This window comes from Aphanizomenon sp. UHCC 0183 (assembly GCF_009712065.1).
In the GTDB taxonomy this organism is placed as follows: domain Bacteria; phylum Cyanobacteriota; class Cyanobacteriia; order Cyanobacteriales; family Nostocaceae; genus Dolichospermum; species Dolichospermum heterosporum.
Genome location: NZ_VILC01000006.1, coordinates 1 through 5,065 on the forward strand (window position 1 = coordinate 1; position 5,065 = coordinate 5,065).

Below are 5,065 nucleotides of genomic sequence, written 5' to 3' on the forward strand. Positions count from 1 at the left end.
AAATCCTTTATTTCCTTGGGAACTCCCGCTGTTAAAACCTCATTTCCATCTGCGGTAACTAATACATCATCTTCAATGCGAATCCCAATCCCTACCCAACGGGGGTCAATTTCCGGTTGGTCTTCGGCGGGTTTGGTATGCGGTACAATATAAAGCCCTGGTTCTACGGTTAGCACTTGTCCAGGTTGTAAGGTTTGGGGGTTTTCTCCATGTTGATAAACGCCCACATCATGAACATCTAAGCCTAACCAATGACTGGTGCGGTGCATATAAAAGGGTTTATATTTTTCCTCTGCGATTAATTTATCAATTTCTCCTTTGAGTAAACCCAGTTCAACTAATCCTTCTGTTAATATCCGCACGGCTGCATTATGAGGTGCATGGAAGGAATTACCAGGTTTTACTTCTGCTATTGCCTGTTTTTGTGCTGCTAATACTATTTCATATAATGCTTTTTGTTCTGGTGTGAATTTACCACCGACGGGAAATGTCCGGGTAATATCAGAATTGTAATAGCCATAAGCGCAACCAGCATCAATCAACAGTAAGTCATTGGCTTGCATTTGACAGTTGTTTTCTATGTAATGCAGTACGCAAGCATTCTTACCTGATGCGACTATGGAAGGATAAGCTGGACCCATGCCACCCCGTAAACGGAAAATATGTTCTATTTCGGCTTGGATTTCATATTCATAACGTCCTGGTGCGGTGGTTTTTAAAGCATAATTATGAGCTTCTACGGCAATTTCTACGGCTTGACGCATTAGGTCTAATTCTGTTTTGCTTTTATATAACCGCATGGTGTTAATGACAGTACCAGGATCAGTAATGGATGTGGGTCCTGTACCGCGTTTAGGATAGGTTCGGAGTAAACTTTGATAATGTTTGAGAATTTTGTCGTTGAAATTGCGATCGCGTCCTAAATGATAATAAATACAATTGGCTTTTTCTAAATATTGGGGTAACTTCTCATCTAACTCCGCAATGGGGTAAGCTGCGTCTGCACCATAAAACTCCTTCGCTGCATCTATTCCACAACGATAACCACTCCAAACTTCCTTTTCTCGGTCTTTGGGTTGGACAAATAAGATAAACCGATGTTCTGGATGATGTGGTGCTAATACTGCGACTGCTTGGGCTTCATTAAAGCCAGTTAAGTAAAAGAAATCACTATCTTGACGATAAATATACTCGACATCGTTGTGCATTACTGCTGTTGGCGCACTTCTAAAAATCGCTGTACCACTGCCTATTTTCGCCATTAACTGCTCACGACGTTGCCGATATTCTGTTTGCATAGTTGATTTATTGATAGTGTTGTTTTTGGCTTTAACAATTCTAGACTACTGAGAAATGTTGTTGAAAAAATTGCTAATTTCAGTTATTTTAACCAATTTTTAATTTCATTGACAATCCATGAGGACTTTTGGGGATGAGATTGTCACCGAAACAGGATTTCATTTTTAAATGATGACATTGATAAACAGAATATAAAATATTTTTTGATTGTTTAGATATGACTCCCAAAATTAAAAGTTAGTGTTGATGAACATTATGAAAATGTCTATAAATAATGACATTCAATGAAAATAATTAAACAAATGTTTGTTATTTACAGAATCTTCATGAGGATCAAATTAAAAATGGATATTAATTAATCATAAAAACACATCATGTTTCAAGAAGTAAGTCAGTCAGGATTATATTCAACCAACCTAGAAAATTCTGGATTAGTATCTCTCCAAAAATCACAAGAATTGACGACATTTAGTGATACTCCTATGAGTAGCAGTTCTTCTGTTTCTGCATTAGCAGATCCATTAGTACCAACCAATCCACTAGCTCAAATTCCAATTGGAGGCAGTGCTAACCCTAATCCTAATCCTTATTTAACCAGTGCAGCTATTGTTCCTGATTTCAATGGTGATGGGAAAACAGATAAACTTTGGGTAAATGCTCAAACTGGTGAAATTTTAGTTCGCTTGATGAATGGAACTCAAGTTTTAGAACAGGCTTCTTTGGGTAGCTATGACTTAAATACCTGGGAATATAAAACTGCTGATTTTAATAGCGATAATAAGACTGATTTCTTATTACGGAATAAATCAACTGGTGATAATGTGATTGTGCTAATGGATGGCGCAAAAGTTTCCAGTTACTTGACTTTAGATCGAGTTGATCCAGGTTGGAGTGCGAATATTGGCGATTTTAATGGCGATCGCAAAACTGATATTTTCTGGAATAATGCCACTACTGGTGAAAATGCTATTTGGCAAATGGATGGCACAAAAGTAGCTAATGCGACTGTTTTAGAAACTACAGCACCAGGATTGACTGCTACCATTGTTGATTTTGATGGTAATGGTAAGAGTGACATCTTCTGGCGCAATTCCAGCACAGGTGCAAATACCGCTTGGTTTATGGATGGTAGCCAAGCCACTAAGTATGATCTCCAATCTCAAGATGCTTCTTGGACTTCTACTCTTGGTGATTTTAACGGCGACTTCAAGACTGACGTTCTGTGGCGCAATACCTCTACAGGCGAGAATAAGATTTGGACAATGAATGGCGTTTTTGTGACTGAAGGTGTTGTTAGCACATTGGGTACAGATTGGAGTGCGAGAATTGGCGATTTCAATGGCGATGGTAAAACTGACATCTTCTGGCACAATGCGACTAGTGGGGCAAATACTGCTTGGTTAATGGATGGTACAGCGGTAAGTTCTGAAGCTTTCCTACCTAGCAATACTCCTGGTTTGACAGCATCTTTAGGTGATTTCAATGGTGATGGTAAGACTGATATCTACTGGCGTGATCAACAAACGTCCGCAGATAAAATCTGGACTATGGATGGAACTCTAGCGACTGAAACTCCTGTTGCTGATACAGAGAAGCTGACTCCAGAATGGTATACAGGTTGATTTGGTAATTGATCTATGATCAATTTATATTAGGCGATCGCTCTTTTGATTTTACGAATAAGATCCCCGACTTCTCTAAGAAGTCGGGGATCTTATTGATCATCGCTTTTTTGTTGCTGTTGAAGCTAATTACCCATTCTTTCGCTAAGATTGTGTGGGTATTCTCATGATTAGTGATTGGGTAAATGATCGAAGTTGAGCATCTGAGTAAAATTTATGGTTCGACAACAGCAATTACTGATGTTACCTTTAGTGTTGAACCAGGGGAAATTTTAGGTTTTTTGGGACCGAATGGGGCTGGTAAAACCACAACTATGCGAATTTTAGCTGGTTATTTACCGGCTACAAGTGGGACAGCCAAGATTGCGGGTTATGATGTTCATGATCATTCTCTGTTGGTGCGACAGCGAATTGGTTACTTACCAGAAACGCCCCCATTATATCCAGAGATGACTGTGGAGGGTTTTTTACACTTTGTCGCTCGGATTAAGGGAGTTTCTTCAGGCGATCGCCCGACAAAGGTAACAGCAGCTATTAACCGTTGTAACTTAGAAGATAAGCGCAAAGTTATTATTCGTAAACTTTCTAAAGGTTATCGGCAAAGAGTGGGGATTGCCCAGGCGATCGTTCATGATCCACCAGCTATTATTCTTGATGAACCTACTATTGGTCTTGACCCTCGGCAAATCATCGAAGTGCGAAACTTAATTAAAAGTTTAGCAGGGACACACACCATTATTTTGTCTACCCATATTCTCGCAGAAGTGAGCATGACCTGTAGCCGAGTTGCCATTATTAACCGGGGGCAAATAGTCGCAACTAATACCCCAGAAAATTTGATGACACAGTTAACAGGTGGGGCGGGATATGAGTTAGAAATCGGTGGAGATGCAGCTTTAGCTAGACAAATGCTGCAAAATATAGCCGATGTAAGTTCAGTAGAATTAATGCCTAACCATCAGCAATCGTCAGACAATCATACTTGCCTCCGGGTAATATTGCAGCCAGGAACAGAACCAGGAAAAGAAATTACTGCTGCTTTAATTCGGGCTGGGTTTGATTTATATGAAATGCGACGAATCAATGCCACACTAGAAGATGTTTTCTTAGAATTAACTACAGCAGAAAAGAATTTACCAACGGAAATAACCCCAGAAATTGAAGAAGGAGAAGCTGCGTAAATGGGTATAGTTATCGCCAACATTATTGCCATTTATCGTCGAGAACTACAGAGTTATTTTGTTTCGCCATTAGCCTATGGAGTAGCTAGTGCATTTTGGTTTTTAGCCGGGTTATTTTTCGTGATGATTTTGTTAGGACCAGAGGGAATTTTAGTCACAGTTTCTAGCTATGATTTACAAGGGCAACAAATGGGAGTTCCCGCCCCAACAATAGATGTTCCCTACGAATTTGTGCGGGCATTTTTAGATAGAATGGGGTGGTTAATGTTATTTGTATTACCGATTCTCTCAATGGGACTCTATGCCGAAGAACGTAAACGGGGAACTTTAGAACTACTAGCCACATCACCAATTACCAACTGGGCTGTAGCTGTGGGTAAATTATTAGGGGTATTGACATTTTTCTTAACCATGATTTTACCATTAATGGGATTGGAGGCGATCGCATTATCCAATTCTAATCCTCCCATATCCCCCATAATTCCTCTACTTGGTCATTTAGGATTACTCCTCCTAGCAGCAGCAATTTTATCTTTAGGAATGTTTATTTCCTCATTAACAGACAGCACAATCTTATCGGCTGTCCTCACCTTTGCCCTCGTCATTTTGCTATTATTTATTGATTTAATTGCCAAAGCCATTCCCGGACAAATGGGTGAAGCCGTAAGTCATTTATCCCTTCTCAAACATTATAACACCCTGATTCAAGGCATTTTTGATACTAGCGGTTTGATTTTATTTGCCAGTTACATTGTCTTAGGTATTTTTCTCACCGCCCAATCAATTGATGCACTCCGCTTTCAACGTCAGTAATTTTCTGTTGTCTGTTGTCTGTTGTCTGTTGTCTGTTGTCCGTTGTCCGTTGTCCGTTGTCCGTTGTCCGTTGTCCGTTGTCATCAGTAAAACTCCTCCCCCCGCTCCCCCCAACTCCCCCCACTCCCCCTACTCCCCCCACTCCCCTTA

General features: G+C 40.1%; 4 protein-coding genes. 3 read left to right on the top strand and 1 reads right to left on the bottom strand.

The genetic code is table 11. The features are described 5' to 3' along the window. On the bottom strand, positions 1 to 1,298 hold a 1,298-nt coding region (locus FJR37_RS02895), incomplete at its 3' end, for an aminopeptidase P N-terminal domain-containing protein (protein ID WP_168465261.1). 375 nt (positions 1,299 to 1,673) lie between these two features. Between FJR37_RS02895 and FJR37_RS02900 the strand changes: the two genes are divergently transcribed. The 3 genes from FJR37_RS02900 to FJR37_RS02910 all read left to right on the top strand — a co-directional run bounded on the left by FJR37_RS02900 (position 1,674) and on the right by FJR37_RS02910 (position 4,915). Continuing rightward, on the top strand, positions 1,674 to 2,921 hold the full coding sequence (locus tag FJR37_RS02900) for a VCBS repeat-containing protein (protein WP_168465262.1): 1,248 nt from the start codon (positions 1,674 to 1,676) through the stop codon (positions 2,919 to 2,921). 185 nt (positions 2,922 to 3,106) lie between these two features. After that, a complete protein-coding gene (locus FJR37_RS02905) occupies positions 3,107 to 4,102 on the top strand; it encodes an ABC transporter ATP-binding protein (RefSeq protein ID WP_039200289.1) in 996 nt (331 codons plus the stop codon). Next, entirely contained in the window at positions 4,103 to 4,915 is an 813-nt protein-coding gene (locus tag FJR37_RS02910) for an ABC transporter permease (protein WP_039200291.1), read from the top strand. Positions 4,916 to 5,065: the final 150 nt, after the last annotated feature.